Origin of the sequence: Mesorhizobium sp. M0047 (genome assembly GCF_040323315.1) — a bacterium.
Taxonomy (GTDB): domain Bacteria; phylum Pseudomonadota; class Alphaproteobacteria; order Rhizobiales; family Rhizobiaceae; genus Mesorhizobium.
Window position 1 is genome coordinate 59,499 of record NZ_JAMYUW010000006.1, and the last position, 14,327, is coordinate 73,825.

Annotated in this window: 13 protein-coding genes and 2 pseudogenes; 14 read left to right on the forward strand and 1 reads right to left on the reverse strand. The window is 57.1% G+C overall.

Annotation, left to right across the window (positions count from 1 at the left end):
- Positions 1 to 184 precede the first annotated feature (184 nt).
- The 5 genes and pseudogenes from NKJ89_RS07560 to NKJ89_RS07580 form a co-directional block, all read left to right on the forward strand.
- Positions 185 to 412, forward strand: a pseudogene (locus tag NKJ89_RS07560) (helix-turn-helix domain-containing protein); the annotation flags it as partial.
- Between the two features lie 141 nt (positions 413 to 553).
- Positions 554 to 724, forward strand: a complete 171-nt coding sequence (locus NKJ89_RS07565) for a hypothetical protein (protein WP_023703258.1) — start codon at positions 554 to 556, stop codon at positions 722 to 724.
- 215 nt (positions 725 to 939) lie between these two features.
- Positions 940 to 1,482 carry a hypothetical protein gene (locus NKJ89_RS07570; RefSeq protein ID WP_352601235.1) on the forward strand — a complete coding sequence of 181 codons (543 nt, stop codon included), beginning with the start codon at positions 940 to 942 and terminating at the stop codon, positions 1,480 to 1,482.
- 291 nt (positions 1,483 to 1,773) lie between these two features.
- Positions 1,774 to 2,319 carry a hypothetical protein gene (locus NKJ89_RS07575; RefSeq protein ID WP_352601237.1) on the forward strand — a complete coding sequence of 182 codons (546 nt, stop codon included), beginning with the start codon at positions 1,774 to 1,776 and terminating at the stop codon, positions 2,317 to 2,319.
- Between the two features lie 6 nt (positions 2,320 to 2,325).
- Positions 2,326 to 2,715, forward strand: a complete 390-nt coding sequence (locus tag NKJ89_RS07580; RefSeq protein ID WP_352601505.1) for a PIN-like domain-containing protein — start codon at positions 2,326 to 2,328, stop codon at positions 2,713 to 2,715.
- A gap of 14 nt (positions 2,716 to 2,729) precedes the next feature.
- Here the strand turns inward: NKJ89_RS07580 and NKJ89_RS07585 are convergent, their stop codons facing one another.
- Positions 2,730 to 3,098: a sunset domain-containing protein gene (locus tag NKJ89_RS07585; protein WP_352601239.1), complete on the reverse strand. Its 369-nt coding sequence runs from the start codon at positions 3,096 to 3,098 to the stop codon at positions 2,730 to 2,732.
- A gap of 525 nt (positions 3,099 to 3,623) precedes the next feature.
- On the opposite strand from NKJ89_RS07585, the gene NKJ89_RS07590 reads away from it, so the two are divergent.
- The 9 genes and pseudogenes from NKJ89_RS07590 (at position 3,624) to ftsH (ending at position 14,185) form a co-directional block, all read left to right on the forward strand.
- Positions 3,624 to 3,884 carry a hypothetical protein gene (locus NKJ89_RS07590; RefSeq protein WP_352601241.1) on the forward strand — a complete coding sequence of 87 codons (261 nt, stop codon included), beginning with the start codon at positions 3,624 to 3,626 and terminating at the stop codon, positions 3,882 to 3,884.
- Entirely contained in the window at positions 3,884 to 4,216 is a 333-nt protein-coding gene (gene hxsD, locus NKJ89_RS07595; protein WP_352601243.1) for a His-Xaa-Ser system protein HxsD, read from the forward strand. Before NKJ89_RS07590 ends, hxsD begins: the two co-directional genes overlap by 1 nt.
- 31 nt (positions 4,217 to 4,247) lie before the next feature.
- Positions 4,248 to 5,666, forward strand: a complete 1,419-nt coding sequence (gene hxsB, locus NKJ89_RS07600; RefSeq protein ID WP_352601245.1) for a His-Xaa-Ser system radical SAM maturase HxsB — start codon at positions 4,248 to 4,250, stop codon at positions 5,664 to 5,666.
- A 1-nt stretch (position 5,667) separates the two neighbouring features.
- Positions 5,668 to 6,828: a His-Xaa-Ser system radical SAM maturase HxsC gene (gene hxsC, locus NKJ89_RS07605; RefSeq protein WP_352601247.1), complete on the forward strand. Its 1,161-nt coding sequence runs from the start codon at positions 5,668 to 5,670 to the stop codon at positions 6,826 to 6,828.
- A 151-nt stretch (positions 6,829 to 6,979) separates the two neighbouring features.
- A complete protein-coding gene (locus NKJ89_RS07610; RefSeq protein ID WP_352601249.1) occupies positions 6,980 to 9,133 on the forward strand; it encodes an NB-ARC domain-containing protein in 2,154 nt (717 codons plus the stop codon).
- A gap of 269 nt (positions 9,134 to 9,402) precedes the next feature.
- Positions 9,403 to 9,855, forward strand: coding sequence for a cold-shock protein (locus NKJ89_RS07615; protein ID WP_352601507.1), 453 nt, complete (start codon positions 9,403 to 9,405; stop codon positions 9,853 to 9,855).
- Between the two features lie 120 nt (positions 9,856 to 9,975).
- Positions 9,976 to 10,246 (forward strand): annotated as a pseudogene (locus NKJ89_RS07620) (recombinase family protein); the annotation flags it as partial.
- 712 nt (positions 10,247 to 10,958) lie between these two features.
- Complete coding sequence (locus tag NKJ89_RS07625) at positions 10,959 to 11,366, forward strand: patatin-like phospholipase domain-containing protein (RefSeq protein WP_352601251.1); 408 nt, start codon at positions 10,959 to 10,961, stop codon at positions 11,364 to 11,366.
- Positions 11,367 to 12,265: 899 nt separating this feature from the next.
- Entirely contained in the window at positions 12,266 to 14,185 is a 1,920-nt protein-coding gene (gene ftsH, locus NKJ89_RS07630) for an ATP-dependent zinc metalloprotease FtsH (RefSeq protein WP_352601253.1), read from the forward strand.
- The last annotated feature ends 142 nt before the right edge of the window (positions 14,186 to 14,327 follow it).

Below are 14,327 nucleotides of genomic sequence, written 5' to 3' on the forward strand. Positions count from 1 at the left end.
GAGGCGATGGCACCGAGCAGGGTGCGGCGGGAAAATCTTCCAAGGAAGGCAGCGGCCCTAGCTTCGCCGGCCTCTGGAAGAGGGGTGTTAGGCATTTGGGTCTGCATTTGCGATAACGTTGCACCAATGGTATAAGGCTGCACGTATCGTACAATCGGCACTTTTAATGTAGGGTTTAATTAAAATGACAATTTCACCATCTCAATGCCGGGCGGCCCGGGCGCTTGTTGGATGGTCGCAGGATCAGCTGGCAGCGGCCTCCCAGGTAGCCAAGACGACCATTGCCAATTTCGAAGCTGGCAAGCGGACGCCATACGACCGGACGTTGGTCGACCTGCAGGCCGCTCTGGAGGCTGCCGGGGTTGAGCTCATTCCGCAGAATGGAGGAGGCGCCGGCGTGAGGCTCGCAAAGCCGTAGCCGGGCCGGCGCTTGCGTTCGCGCTCAACCGGCGCGAAGCTGCCTTTTGGGGAACGGGAGGGCATACGTATGGCAATCAGATGTCGGGCGACGACAACGATCCGGCTCAACACGGATGGCATATGGGGTGCTTGGATGTTGATCGTGTCTCCGCTGGTGCAGGCGATTAGCTGGTACTACTATTTTGCGAAGCCGGACTATGGATGGCTCGGCCTTATTGCCCTCACCAGCGTGACAGTGCCCTGCGGCTTCGTGCTGCTACTGATCGGCCGCGACTATGACAGTATCGTCGACGAGACGAACTGACGCGTCGCCGATGGAGCGGCGCGATGCCCAAGGACAATACGTCTGGCATGCAGCGGGGGAAGGAAGACCGGCTGGCGCGTCCCGATGGGCTTTGCCGCGTCGCTCTGGCTACATTCCTGCTTGGAAGGCATTGGCCCGACTACTCGACGATCTGCCGAGATGGCGAAGGCGGCGCCATTTGCGCCCGAGAATGGATCGGCGCGGCAAGCGGATGGATGGCAGCGAGTGCGGCCGCCGTTGCGATCAGGCCGCTGCTAGGTCAGTTGCGGGAGCAGCGCAGACAGACGGAATTCGCACTGGGCTACGCGCCGGCAACGCTCAGCGCGACCCATGTGAAAAACGGCCTCGAGGACGCCGTCATTCACATAGTGAACTGGAACCGGTTCCCAGCCGACGTCCTTGACGTCCGGATGGATGCTGGCCGGATGGCGGCCGGGATGTCGAACTCCAGAATTAACGTCTCAGGCGAGCAACTGGCACGCGATTCGGGTGAGGAGGCCATCAAAGGCGTTGTGCGCATAGACGGATGGGAGGACCGGAATTCGCGACCGCCTTTCGTCGATGTCACGGTCTACATCACTTTTCACGATGGCGCGCCGGCGATCGTCCCTGTTGAATTCGAGGTGGCCCTAGTGGTCTACGCCGAGAAACCCTATCGAACAACGCTAGGCGCATCGATGAATGTCCGCGTCGAGGGCACCTTTCAGATCGACGAAACTCGATGGTGTTTCAGCCGTAACCCTCGCCGGCAGAATTAACTTGCTCACAGGCTACCGTGTGCACTCCTCTGCGATCCTGATGATGCGACCGATAGATACATTGCCGCCAGGTGGACGGCGGCAGTGACCCCTTGCACGGTTTATGAAAGTGGATAACTCTTCCGGCATGTCGGTACGCCAGAACATTCAAGACGCAGAATTCGTCGGGGTAGGCTCCTACACCGTCGGAGAGGCCGCGCGCCTGATAGGGACGTCTGCGCTCAATATTTCGAGGTGGATGAAGGGCTACACCTTCCGCCGCGAAGAAGTTGAGCATCGAATCGCGCCGCTATGGTCTCGCAGTGGTCGATCATCGACAATCATCTCGAGATCGGATTCCGTGACCTGATCGAGCTCCGCTTTGTCAAAGCATTCACAGGGGCCGGCGTCGGCCTTTTGGCGGTTAGAAATTGCATCGAGTACGCACGTGAGTGTGTCAATGACGAGCGCCCGTTCTCAACCAGGCGCTTCCAGACTGACGGCAGAACGATCTTCCTCGAAGGAATAGAGCGTTCCGGTGAAACCAAGCTACTCGACCTGAAGAGGCGGCAGTATGTTTTCCGCCAGGTCATAGAGCGGACGTTCAAAGACCTGGATATCGAGGATGACGCGGTGGCGCGCTGGCGGCCCTTCAATGGCAAGCAGTCCATCGTGGTCGACCCCCATCGTTCGTTCGGTCAGCCGATCGCCTCCAAATATGGCGTCCCGACCGCGGCGCTTGCGCAAGCGGTAGAAGCCGAAGGATCCGTGGAAAAGGCGGCGCGCCTTTTCGAGGTCTCAGCTACCGCTGTTAGAGACGCCATGAAATTCGAAGAGAGCCTTCAGAGCGCCGCGTGAAAGCCCCTGGTCGACGAAAACCTGTCGCCCGCTCTCGCCCGTTCGCTAAATGCCCTGTTCGCCGGGGAGCATGAGATCGTCCATATCAGAGAGAAGTTCGGCCCCGGCGTGAAAGATGTGGCCTGGATCGGCCAGCTGAGCACGGAGGGGCGTTGGATCGTCATTTCTGGCGATCGACGCATTACCCGGAACAAGGTCGAATATGCTGCATTTCGAAGCTCTCGGCTCGTCGGGTTTTTTCTTTTGAAGGGCCTCTACAAGGCTCCGTTCGTCAAGCAAATGGAGCGGCTACTCACCCTTTGGAGCACGATCGAAAAGCAATCGGAAATTGTCGCGGGCGGCGCGATGTTCGAACTTCCAATAAAGAGCACGCGCATCGAGCAACTGAAGGTGTAGTCTAAAGGCAATCGCTACACTTTCGCTTTCCGCCAGCCCGCCCACCACGCTTCCCATTGTGAGCAGAACCAGCGCTCTCCTCGAGCTGGGTTGACGCGCGTAGCAGAGTAATATTCCTGCCCCGGCATATGGTAGATATGCTCGCCGCGCTCGTTAATGTTGCCCTTGATATCGCAGCCCGCCTCGCGGACAGCCGCGTTGCTGGCCGACGAATCGCCGCCATGGTGAACGCGCGGCAGCTCGTGCCGATCGTAGCCGACTGCAAGATAGCCCGCGGAAGTCGCCCCGAGCATCACCAGAACGGCGGCCAGACGATAGCGGAAAAGCGAGCGCCACCAAGGCCGTCGCCTCTGCAACCTCGTAGCATGAACAGAATTGCCCATGATCCCTTCCCCGAGGCGAGAATGCGTCGTCTGAAGCCCGGAGTCCAGTATCAGGCCGCAGCGCAGTAGTCCGCTTCCTTGATAAGGCGCCCGCGACGCTACAGGCGCGAGACATGGTCGGCATGACCGCTCCCTCCTGATGGTGGCGCTTGGCGCCTGTCCCTATCGCTCCCGTGAGAGTAGGCCAGGAGCTGCACTTGTCAGGCAGCGTGGCATGTAGGACTATGGTCCGCGTTGCGGCGAACCCCATCAAGCGGAGATCGCCAATGGCCCAGAAACAAACCTTCCGAACAGCTTTCTCGGGCTGAAATCCGAGCGCTTCCTGGCGGCAGCCGAAGCGGCTGCACAAGAGCATCGTCGGGCCGCTTCTGCGATCGATTGCGCTCAGAAGACAGAACCCGTCAACTCCACAATACAAGTATTTGGCCCGGAACATTAGTGGTCCCTTAAGCACTTCTCCACAATCGGTACTTGTCCGGCTTGGCGCGTTTTGCTAATGAGCCCGTACAAACGGGGGTTTGGATAATGTCGAAACGCAATTTCCTGTCACCAATGGCCTTGTCGGCCACGATGATTCTCGGTGGCCAAATTCAGGCTGCAGTCCTTGTCGAATCGGCAAATCAGCCTTCGGCCAAGCTCGCTGAAGCTGGCATTGTTCCGGCGGACCTCGGCTACGGTGAGGTGCTCGACCGCTCAAATGGTACAGACGTCATCATGGCGTACCACGCCAGCCATTCAAGCCATGCTAGTCATGGGTCTCACTGCTCTGGCTACAGTTATTGTTGATGTCGGACACCTCTCGCGATAGCGAGTTCGTCCAGACTGCCCAAGTCAAGTTTGATCTGTCAGTCTTCAGCCTCGACTGTGTAAAGCGCGCAGCGTATCGGGTAACCGGCAACGCTGCGGTTGAGATCACGATCGAAGGCGGCTTGGCAGTATGCACGATCAACTTCAGCAAGGCGGCCGCGCGAACTTCAGCCGACGCAGCGGTAGAAAGACTGCGGCTAGAGGTCTTGGATCAGGACCTGCGTAGCAGCATCGCCGCCGAAACCGCCACTGTTAGAAACGCGATACTGGCGCTTGCGTTTTCCAGATCGGGCCTACAGTCCGATGACTAAGTTTGCTCCGGCAACTGAGTTCCAACGACCGTTGGACGACACATATCAGCTCGCGTACTTCCGTTTTTCCCAGTTGGACGACGAGCGGTATGTGCTGACCAACCAAGCGGGCGAATATCTGGTATTGCGGCGCGCCGTGCTGGCTTCGTTTATCAAGCACGAGCTTCCCAGCACACACCCCGCCTACTCCCGCCTGCGCAGCAGGCAGTTCCTCTTTGATGCATCCTCCAATATCGGCAAGGAGCTGCTGGCGCTGAAGGTTCGGACCAAGGCAAAAAGGCTTGAGAACTTCACCTCGCTTCACATCATGGTCGTGTCTTTGCGGTGCGAGCACTCCTGCCCCTACTGTCAGGTATCTCGCCAAAGCGGAGATCGTTCAGCCTTCGATATGTCAGAGGAGACTGCCGAGAAAGCGTTGGCGCTCATTTTCCAGTCTCCAAGTCCGGCTATCAAGATCGAGTTCCAAGGCGGCGAGCCGCTTCTGAATTTCCCGTTGATCCAACACGTCGTGCATCGGGCTGAAGCGATCAACAAGGTCGCCGGGCGGTCGCTGCAATTCGTTATCACGACGAATCTCGCCGTCATCACCGACGAAATCTTGGAATTCTGTCGCGAGCACAGGATTCTAATTTCAACGTCGCTCGATGGACCGGCCACTCTTCACAATGCCAATCGACCGCGCGCGGGAAAGAACAGCTACGAATTGGCCGTGGCAGGTATCCACAAGGCCAGACTGGCTCTCGGCCATGAACGCGTCAGCGCACTTATGACAACGACCAAAGCCAGCCTTCCACTGGTGCGCGAGATCATTGACGAATACGTGCGGCTAGATTTCCCCGGAATATTCCTTCGGCCGCTTTCCCCTTACGGCTTCGCGGTCAAGACGAAATCGTATGCTGCCTATGACGTGGACCACTGGCTCGACTTCTACTTCGACGGGCTGAATTACATCCTGGAACTGAACCGGAACGGCATTCCTTTCAAGGAGTTTTACGCGGCCACCATCCTTACAAAGATGCTCACGCCTTTCGAGCCGGGATATGTGGACCTGATGAGCCCGGCAGGCATCGGTATCTCCGCCGTTGTCTATAACTATGACGCCAGCGTCTACGCATCCGACGAAGCGCGCATGTTGGCTGAGATGGGCGACAAGACATTTCTGCTCGGGAACGTCCACGAAAACACCTACGCTGAGATTTTCGGGTCCGACGCTCTCCTCGATCCTATCGAGCAGTCTTTTGCAGGCTCCGTACCGATGTGCGCCGAATGCGCCTACGAGCCTTTTTGTGGGTCTGATCCAGTATTCCACACTGCAACGCAGGGCGACTTTGTTGGCCTCAAAACGCGGTCAGGGTTCTGCAATCGCAACATGTCGATCTTCAAGAGGCTGATCGACCTTATGGAGAGGGACGTTACCGCCCGAGAACTCTTTTTAAGTTGGGCGAATTAGGATGTTGCGACTGAGTGGCTTCGCTGCGTCAGCAAGCGTCGGTGATTTCTGCCAGCGAGTGGCACTCAGGCTCGTGACGGGCCAAGCTGATCAGGCGCCTAACCCGGAGCATGATGCCTATCTTTTCAAGGGGCAGGCGTTTCATTCTGAATGCCAGTGGGTTGTCACCTTTGAGGAGCACCGGCCGGAGGCTGAGCGACTGTTTTCAGACCGACGACTAGTCGTTCTGCCCCACGACTTCGACTACCTCAGCGAGGGAGACGTTATCCGCTTTGTGCCTGATCGTAAGGCAGTGCGTGTCTTGTTCAGAAAAGGTGCCAACGCCAACTATTTCCTCGTAACGGAGCGATGCAACCACCTGTGCTTGATGTGCTCCCAGCCACCCAAAGACGTTGACGATCGCTGGTTGGCGCGGGAGATTTTAGATGTGCTGCCCTTGCTGCCCGCAACGACCCCATTTCTCGGGATCACTGGCGGTGAGCCAACGCTAGTGGGTGAGGACTTTTTTGACATTTTGTCCTCGGCTCGTGACCACCTTCCTTCTACGCCAGTTCACATTCTTTCCAATGGCCGGACGTTTAAGGATCAGCAATTCGCACAGCGCTATCAAGCGATTGGACATCGTCGCCTTTCGGTAGGCATACCGATCTACTCAGCTGACCCGGAAGTGCATGACTATGTGGTTCAATCCAAAGGCGCTTTCGACGAGACCATCCGCGGAATCATGAACCTGAAATCCGTCGGGGCTGAGGTTGAGATACGAGTTGTCGTTCACAAGCAGACCTACGAAGGTCTCGCCGACCTGTCAGATTTCATTTTTAGAAACCTCACCTTCGCAGACCACGTGACGTTCATGGGGCTGGAGATCACTGGCTTCACAAGGGCAAATATGGATAAGCTCTGGATGGACCCGTTCGACTATCGAAGTGAGTTGCGGGCGGCCGTGCAATATCTGGCTGCGGCAAGGATCAATGTTTCAGTCTACAATCACCAGCTTTGTCTTCTTGACGGCTCCATACATAGATACGCAAAACGGTCGATCAGCGACTGGAAAAATGAATACGTGGATGAGTGCACAAGCTGCTCCAGACGGAGCGAATGTGGCGGCTTCTTTTCATCAAGCAATCTCGCGCGAAGTTCTCATATCTCGGCGTTTCGGTAACTATTTAGATCCTAGTGGGGGGGTGGATGGCACGAACAGGCTGCGAGAGCCGGGCACTTGTATTCCGGCAGTCGTGCCATGTCCTGCTACGACAGCCCTTGTTGGCTTACGTCACGTACAGTGTGGATGACATCCAAATCAGGAGCGGCATTTGAGTTTCAACCTCGTCAGGCTAACGCTCTATGGCCTCATCACAGCGATCGATGCTGACTTGCGCGCGCTTGTGAGGTTTCAGTTGGGTTCATCAACGGCCATCGAGGCGATTTTCCCTGCAGATACCTTGGCCAAGTTGCGAGATCGGGCCGCTCGAGACGGCGCGGCCGACGACGACGACATTTATGAGTATCTGGACTTCGCCGATTCGGCGCAAATTCTGCGTGGGCACAAAGTATCACTGGACCCGGCGATCGCCAAATTTGTCAATGTAAATTCAACTGAACTCGACCGTCTGATCCCGATTCGGAATCGCGTTATGCACGCTCGACCACTTCAATTTGCTGATTACTCTACCGTTGATATATTTGTTAAGCAACTACACTCTTACCCGAAGGCCTTGTTCCCTCGCGTCATCGAATTTGAGGAGCGTGTTAGAGAAAATCCTAACTTTGTTTACTCGGTCGACATCTCGCAGGCCGATCAACAGGTCGATCGTATCCCGCATAATTTGCCATTGCCTGACTATGATGAAACGGGTTTTCTGGGCCGAGAGCAGGAGACAAGCGAGCTTCTCGCGGCCTGCAAGAGCAATTGGCCTGTGGTGACTGTGGTTGGAGAGGGCGGCTTCGGCAAGACTGCCCTCGCTTTGAGAGTGGCTTACGATCTATTAGACGACGAAACCGCAGGCTTCGAAGCGATCGTGTGGACCACCGCCAAGCGCACGGTTCTCACGCTCAATGATATTCAGACCATTGATGGCGCTATTCAAAACTCGCTTGGGTTGACTAGATCGGCGTCTGATGTCTTGGGGGGCGTCGGATCCGATGAGGCAATACTCGACGAAGTGGCCTCCTATCTCAACACCTTCAAGATTCTGCTGGTTCTCGACAATTTGGAGACCGTGCTTGATCCGCTCCTCACGCGTTTCATCAGAAAATCTAACGGCAACAGCAAGATCTTGGCGACGTCACGTGTCGGGATCGGTGAGATGAGCTATCCATTTAAATTGGGCGGACTCAATAGCCAAGAGGCCGTGCAACTCCTCAGGTTAACGGCCAAGGTTCGCCGGGTTCCGGATATCTATAAGGCGAAAAATGAAAGCCTGAAGAAATACGTGCAACAGATGAAATTGAACCCGGGATTCATAAAATGGTTCGTGTCTAGCGTCCAATGTGGGAAGCGGCCGGAACAAGCGCTGGCCAATCCGAAGATCTTCTTGGATTTTTGCCTTTCCAACGTCTACGAATTCCTGACAGCTGACGGAAAGACGGTCTGCAAAGCTATGATTGCGGTTCCGGGAAAGCAATCACTTCCGCTCATATCTTATTTGACCGAGATTTCTGGAGATCGCCTCCAAGAGGCGCTCGCGGGACTTCAATCGGCGAATATTCTTCAAATGTCCAGCACGTTAACGGAGGCTGGATCTGAAACGGTCTTTCAACTGAATGAGCTTCCCCGTTTGTTCATACTCCGCAACCATCCGCCGAACGCGGTGGAGGACGCTATTTTCAAGCAGCGAATGCGTGACGTCTCGACGCAGTACGAAAGGCTGCAAGCAGAACGAGGAGCCAATAAATACAATCCCCGTGTGATTGCGTGTCGCAATCAAGCTGACGCGATAACTGCCAAGCTACTATCGGAAGCGCTAGGGAGTGTTTACTCCAACGACAGGGAGAAGGCGCTGAACCTAGTGGAGCGAGCAAAAGAACTCGACCCTGCCTTTTATGAGGTGTACCGGGTTGAGGCATGGGTGCACGCGCACACAGATAATCCTGCTGCTGCCGCCGACGCGTATCAGAGTGCGATAGTGTTCGAGCCCCGGTCCGCTCCGACACGCTACTGGTATGCTGGCTTCCTGCTGAGGCCGCACATGATCCAGATGGAGCCCGCGAGCAGCTTTTGGTGGCCGAGGGGCTTGACCCGGATTCCGCCGCCGTCCTCGTGGAACTGGCACGGGTGGAGATGTTTCTTGGGCACAATGCAGAGGCCGACGGCCGCCTGCAGCGCGTGTTCAATAATCCAGACGTCTCGACTAGGCAACAGCGTGTCGCTTACGACACTTGGTGTCAGGTGGCACTCAGGAAAGCTTCCGCATTCTTTGACGAAGGGCGCTATTCGGACAGCCTATCTGCTTGCCAAGATGTTCTGACGCGATTTCGTAGCGTACCTGACGAATTGTTAGATGAGCGAATTGTTTCGACCGGGAAGCGTACTCTTGGCGTACTTTCCCAACTGGCCGATCAACTCTCTCTAAGCAGCCTGCTGCCGGAAGTGCAGCGATGCTATGCTGATATAGAGGATATTAGGTTCAATCCCGTTGCAAATATCAAGCTTCCGGTTTCATCTCGCGGTGACGCGACTGGGGACCTCGCCCTATTGCAGCGAATCGGGACGATCTGCACAGGCTCTATCGACAGGGTGAACGTCCCCAAACGCTACGGGTTCATTCGCTTCGAGGGCGACAAGAGGGTTTTCTTCCACTTCTCGGCCTTTCCTCACGCCCTCACCTTTGCGATACCCGGGAATGAGGTCCGTTTCACGATAGTCGAACGAGAGGGGCGGCCAGCCGCCGGCGAAATTGCGATGGTGGGCACTCAATTGGCTGCCGAGGAACCGAGCCAGCCGGGTTGGATAAAGAGTGTATTTCCCGACAAATCGTTCGCTTTCCTTACTGACTCTGCCGGTCATGACTATTTCTTTCACCGAACTAATTTGGCAGCTAGGGTGGAGCTGGAATCTCTAAATGTAGGTGACCGTGTGACATTCCGGATTGGCCAGAACCATAAGGGTCCTGTCGCGGACGATGTTCGCCCACATCCAAGCGAGTTGATCGTTGTCGGACCGTCTTCACCCGCCGGTGCAGACGTCTAGCGATCATGCTGGGTATACCCCTGGGTGACGTAACCAGCCGGCGATGCGTCGGCGTACATCTGGGTTGAAATCGACTATTTGTGACAAGGTAGCGTTGGCCAAACCTTGAGGTGACAGGCTATCGCTCGCATTGGTTACGCTCGCGTCAGCTCTCGAAAGCCAGTATGCAAAGCTGAAGGCTGAGGGCTGCGAAATTGTCCGTTCCGAGAAGGTGTCGGGTGGAAGTCGCGACGGGCGCACCGAGTTGGCGACTGTTTTGGACTTCCTACGGCCAGGCGATGAACTTGTGGTCACAAGGCTGGACCGCCTCGGCCGCGATACACGCGACGTCCTAAATCTAATCTATGAGTGTGAACAGAAGGGAGCGTTCGTCACGGTCCTTGACCCGCATCGTTTCGACAAGAGCTTGCCCTCCCCGGTTAGTTTGATCGCCCCTATTAAGCCTTCAAGAACGACGAAGGAAAGGCTCGGCTTATCGCCCTCGCGCAGAATGTCTTCGTTGGCCTGATATTTCTTCTCCTGAATCGAGATATTCCCCAAGATCGCAATGTCTGATTCTGCGAGTTCCGAGATGGCTTTGAGCTTGCGGATCAAGATTTTGAAAGAAGGAGCATGTGCCATCAAGAACCTATTCGGGTTTGCTCCCAACTTTTAGTTCGCGCTAATGTTCCCGCTGCCCAGAGGAGACGAAGGCCAATGGTCAGTGCGTCGATGATGCGGGCAAAGTTCAGCTTTCCTCAATCCATTTCGCCTGCCGCACCCTGTTCGAAACGGCCGGATCACAACCTGCTTTCCACCGGATTAACGAATGCTATTGCGCGCCAGGAACCTTAAGAGTTCGCAGCCGTTCAACTGTTGGGGCGCACGAAGCAGGCTTTCAATGTCATCGGGTTCCGTGCTGATCGTGGAGACGTCGAGAACTCTCTCCGGGAGGCCGGGTTCGAGGTGATCGCCGGCTTAAAGGGCCTTGAAGCGATTGCGACTTTCGATCGTGAGCCGGAGCGAGTTGCGGCTCTCCTGACAGATATCAGACTTGGGGACGGCCCAAGCGGGTGGGATGTGGCCCGGCACCTCGGTAGCGCCGATCCTACTCTGCCAGTTATATGACAGCGTTGGTCGATGCCATGGCCTGCTACGCAATTGACCGACATCAAATCGACATCCTGTCTCTCGGCTGCGTTGAATCGGAGTTCGCCTTCACTAAGGGCCAAATCGCCAAGGGCGGTATCTGGCACTGGCGCGAGATCATTTCTGCCGCCATGCGCCTGCAAAGCCAGAATGCACTGGGCCAAGCTGGGCAGCTGGTAGGACAACACCGTTTACTACGCGTCGACGGAGCACCTATGAAGTCTAATCCGATCGACCTCGACGACTACACCCGGTCCGCCGCAGAGTTACCTGTTATTGCTGCCTCACTGGTCAAGCAACATGAGGAACGGCTGGCGGCGCTTTTCGCTGCGCCGCGTCCACCCTACAAAGCGGTGTATGGGCCAAGGTCTCAGGACCCGTAAATAGCCACCTGTTCTTCGCACGATGTCGGCTTTCAGAAACCGCCTAAAGCGATCCCGATATTGGGCGCAATGGCCATCCGTTCTGATTAAGTCGTCTTGGCCAGCCGTGGTCTTCACTCGACCCCGCATGATGAGGTATGACCAAGAAGGATGTAGACCAAACCGGAAGAGACAAGGTGCAGGTGCAAGGCGTTGAGAGAAATAGCAGGAACCGAACCAATCCACAGGAATATTTTGTTGGTATTTATGTTGGTAGCAGATGCGGCTAACATTCCCCTAAGTATCTGAAAGCAAAAAAGGATCTTCTTCACTTGAATTCCGCCTCTGGGCACCATCTATTCTTCTCAAGCCGTCTCAGACAGTCTCACACAGCGCGAATTTCGCTGTATTTTCTGCCGCTCGACGTGCTGAACGGGCTTCTCAAGTCGTCCCACGTAGTCTCATTTCATGCGTCGATTTTGAGGCTGCTTTTGAGAGTATTGGGCCAGGTCGACAAGGAGATACCCTCAGAATGCCGCTGTCCGAAGTCCAAATTCGCAAGGTTTTGGCAGGCCGGCGGCGGCGCCAAAATCGCACCGTGGGCTCAGTGCTTTGTTTGGAGCGGCACAGTCTCCAATGTGGAGATCAAGGCCGCGACGCCTCTGGACAGGGATCATGGCTGTTTGGCGGTTGGCTTTGGATAGGCTTTGGTCAATTTGAGGTGCGCCTGTTTGGTTGAGCGAGCGCAATGAAAACGGCCTGGCAGGTTCACTGGGCGTGCCGGTCGGCCGAGGACAATGACCGATCCCAGGGATCGTCGGCGGCGGGTCAGGACATCCTACTTTTTTGCGGCGGACCGGGCCGATAGCGATGCCGCGCGCGCGCAGCGACCTATATCAGTTTTCATGCCGGAGGCTGCCATGGACATGAACAACAGAAAGACGCGGTTCAATATTTGGTACTGGATCGCCGCCTTCTCAGGCGTGATGGTCTTCCAATATTTCTATGCCACGACGCAGCACGTCGCGCAGATCCCATACAGCGAGTTCGAGACCCTGCTGAACGGCGGCAAAATCGCCGAGGTGCAGGTTTCCGATCGTTTCATCCAAGGCCGCTTCAAGGAGCCACAGGGTGGCAAGCCGCTATTCATCACCACGCGGGTCGAGCCTAACCTCGCCCGTGACCTGCAGGAGCACGGTGTCACGGTCACCGGCCAGGTCGAAAGCACTTTCCTGAGCGACCTGCTTTCCTGGGTTGTGCCGGTGCTCGTCTTCTTTGGCCTGTGGATGCTGCTCCTAAGACGCATGGACGGCGGCGTCGGTGGCTTGATGCAGATCGGCAGGAGCAAGGCCAGAATCTACGTCGAAGCCAATACCGGGGTGACGTTCGACGACGTGGCGGGAGTGGACGAGGCCAAGGCCGAGTTGCAGGAGATCGTGGACTTTCTGAAGAACCCGGGCGAATACGGCCGCCTCGGCGGACGCATGCCCAAAGGCGTGCTGCTGGTCGGGCCGCCAGGCACCGGCAAGACCCTGCTCGCCAAGGCTGTCGCGGGCGAGGCCAAGGTGCCGTTCTTCTCGATCTCCGGTTCCGAGTTCGTCGAGATGTTCGTCGGGGTCGGGGCCGCGCGCGTGCGCGACCTCTTCGAGCAGGCTCGGTCCAGGGCTCCAGCGATCATCTTCATCGACGAACTCGACGCGCTTGGCCGCGCCCGAGGAACCACGGTCGGCGGCCACGATGAAAAGGAACAAACGCTCAACCAGCTTCTGGTCGAACTCGACGGTTTCGATCCACAGATCGGCGTCGTGCTGCTGGCCGCGACGAACCGCCCCGAGATCCTCGATCCGGCACTTCTGCGGGCTGGCCGCTTCGATCGACAAGTGCTGGTCGACAGGCCGGACAAGCAGGGTCGCATCAAGATCCTGCAGGTGCATATGGCCACGTCGAAGCTGGCAACGGATGTCAATGCGGAAAAAGTGGCCGCACTGACGCCCGGCTTTACCGGCGCCGACCTGGCCAATCTCGTGAACGAGGCGACATTGCTCGCCACGCGCCGCAAGGCGGATGCCGTAACAATGGAGGATTTCAACAACGCGGTGGAGCGCATCGTCGCCGGGCTCGAAAAGCGCAACAGGCTGTTGAACCCAAAAGAGCGCGAGATCGTCGCTTATCACGAAATGGGCCACGCACTGGTCGCCATGGCGCTGCCTGGCGTCGATCCGGTGCACAAGGTATCGATCATACCACGTGGCGTCGGCGCGCTCGGCTACACCATCCAGCGCCCGACCGAAGACCGCTTCCTCATGACGCGCGAGGAACTGGACAACAAGATGGCGGTGCTGCTCGGCGGCAGGGCGGCGGAGTGGATCGTATTCGACCACCTGTCCACCGGAGCCGCTGATGATCTCGCCAAGGTAACCGACATAGCGCGCGCCATGGTGACGCGTTACGGCATGTCGGCAAGCCTCGGCCATGTGGTTCTGGAAAAGGACCCACGCTCCTTCCTGGCCCCCAACCCGCTCGCCGGCGGGCCGCGCGAGCACGATTACGGCGAGGCCGCCGCCGACGCCATCGACACTGAAGTGCGCGGCATTGTCGAGGCGGCTTTCGAACGAACGGTGGGCCTGCTCACCGAACGGCGCGATCTCCTCGAAAAGGCGGCACGCAGGCTGCTCGAGACCGAGACGCTCGACGAGAACGCGCTCGCGTCGCTGGTCGGAAAGGTTCAGGCAGGGCATCGCGCCTTTCGGGAGGACGGTCGTCGTGGGACTGCGGCGCTGCGAGCGGCCGAAACCCCGCGTGCAAAGCCTCCGAGAGTCGCTGGTCCTGGAACATTGTAATTCATTCGCAGCAATGAGCCGGAAGCTGTAGACCAGCTGGCAAAGGCGCTGCCGGATCCCGGCCGGATCGAGCGATCACCGTTCACGATCGAATGGTATTCGAGCCCCGCTTTGCAAGGCAGTGCCAAGCCGGCCCGGTCGG

What these genes read in the sequence shown, in the direction of transcription:
- NKJ89_RS07565 (WP_023703258.1), top strand. Translation starts at nt 554, where the DNA reads ATGTTGATCGTGTCTCCGCTGGTGCAGGCGATTAGCTGGTACTACTAT.
- NKJ89_RS07570 (WP_352601235.1), top strand. Translation starts at nt 940, where the DNA reads ATGGCAGCGAGTGCGGCCGCCGTTGCGATCAGGCCGCTGCTAGGTCAG.
- NKJ89_RS07575 (WP_352601237.1), top strand. Translation starts at nt 1,774, where the DNA reads ATGGTCTCGCAGTGGTCGATCATCGACAATCATCTCGAGATCGGATTC.
- NKJ89_RS07585 (WP_352601239.1), bottom strand. Translation starts at nt 3,098, where the DNA reads ATGGGCAATTCTGTTCATGCTACGAGGTTGCAGAGGCGACGGCCTTGG.
- NKJ89_RS07590 (WP_352601241.1), top strand. Translation starts at nt 3,624, where the DNA reads ATGTCGAAACGCAATTTCCTGTCACCAATGGCCTTGTCGGCCACGATG.
- hxsD (WP_352601243.1), top strand. Translation starts at nt 3,884, where the DNA reads ATGTCGGACACCTCTCGCGATAGCGAGTTCGTCCAGACTGCCCAAGTC.
- hxsC (WP_352601247.1), top strand. Translation starts at nt 5,668, where the DNA reads ATGTTGCGACTGAGTGGCTTCGCTGCGTCAGCAAGCGTCGGTGATTTC.
- NKJ89_RS07625 (WP_352601251.1), top strand. Translation starts at nt 10,959, where the DNA reads ATGACAGCGTTGGTCGATGCCATGGCCTGCTACGCAATTGACCGACAT.
- ftsH (WP_352601253.1), top strand. Translation starts at nt 12,266, where the DNA reads ATGGACATGAACAACAGAAAGACGCGGTTCAATATTTGGTACTGGATC.